Source organism: Oleiphilus sp. HI0132, assembly GCF_001635845.1.
In genome coordinates this window covers 1-981 of sequence record NZ_LWGJ01000276.1, presented here as the reverse complement: position 1 = coordinate 981, position 981 = coordinate 1, and the positions used below count along the sequence as shown (strand labels likewise).

Annotated in this window: 1 protein-coding gene and 1 pseudogene; one reads left to right on the top strand and one right to left on the bottom strand. The window is 43.6% G+C overall.

Annotation, left to right across the window (positions count from 1 at the left end; translation table 11 throughout):
- Positions 1-603: phosphate ABC transporter ATP-binding protein (locus A3766_RS03365; protein ID WP_068641682.1), on the top strand; the 603-nt coding region annotated here is incomplete at its 5' end.
- A gap of 89 nt (positions 604-692) precedes the next feature.
- Here A3766_RS03365 and A3766_RS03360 read toward each other — a convergent pair.
- A pseudogene (locus tag A3766_RS03360) lies at positions 693-981 on the bottom strand (NrdJb); the annotation flags it as partial.

Sequence of the window (981 nt, the reverse complement as noted above, 5' to 3'; positions counted from 1 at the left end):
AATGACCTGATCGACATCGTTGATATTGCCGGAAGAGTAGTCATTGATGGTAAGAATATATATGACAAAGACGTAGACGAAGTTTCGGTAAGAAAGCGTGTAGGAATGGTGTTTCAGCAGCCAAACCCTTTCCCAAAGTCTATCTACGAGAATGTTGCTTACGGACCAATTAAGCATAGCCAGGTTAAAAAGGGTAGTACCGAATGTGATGACTTAGTTGAGCGTTCTCTTATATCGGCAGGTCTGTGGAATGAAGTTAAAGACAAACTGCATTCCCCTGGTACGAGTTTGTCAGGTGGTCAGCAACAAAGACTTTGTATTGCCCGAACGATAGCGGTTAAGCCTGACGTTATACTAATGGACGAACCTACCTCAGCACTCGACCCGATCTCGACACAAAAAATCGAAGAGCTAATGCTTGAGCTAAAGAAAAGTTACACGATTGTAATTGTGACGCATAACATGCAACAAGCACATCGTACTGCCGACATGACTGCTCACTTCCACCTAGGGAAGCTAATGGAGTTTGACCAAACGACAAAAGTTTTTGAATCGCCAAGTAATCAGGTAACGCAGGATTATATCGGTGGGCGGTTTGGCTAACTGTTAGAAATAGCGCCGCATAAATGCAAAAAAGGCCAAGTAAAATATTTACTTGGCCTTTTTCGTTTAGCTTATTTAGCTAGAAAGCACTAGCCGCACTTGCTATCACCGCAGTTCAAGCAAGTCTGGCAACCATCCATAACGATCACCGACTTATTGTGGCACTTCTTACAAAGCGTCGCGTTAGCAGGGAATGGGTTATCTTCAGGTGGCTCTTCAGTGTTAACGTGAGTAGCGCTGCCTTCCTTTTCGAACTGGGCTTTCTTTTCAGCAAGAATCTGCTTTGTATGATCGCTCATTTCTTCAGACTTGATTAGACCGATAGTCTTCATGTGCTTCTCGACTACAGAGCTAATCTCGGCTACTAATGATGGCATA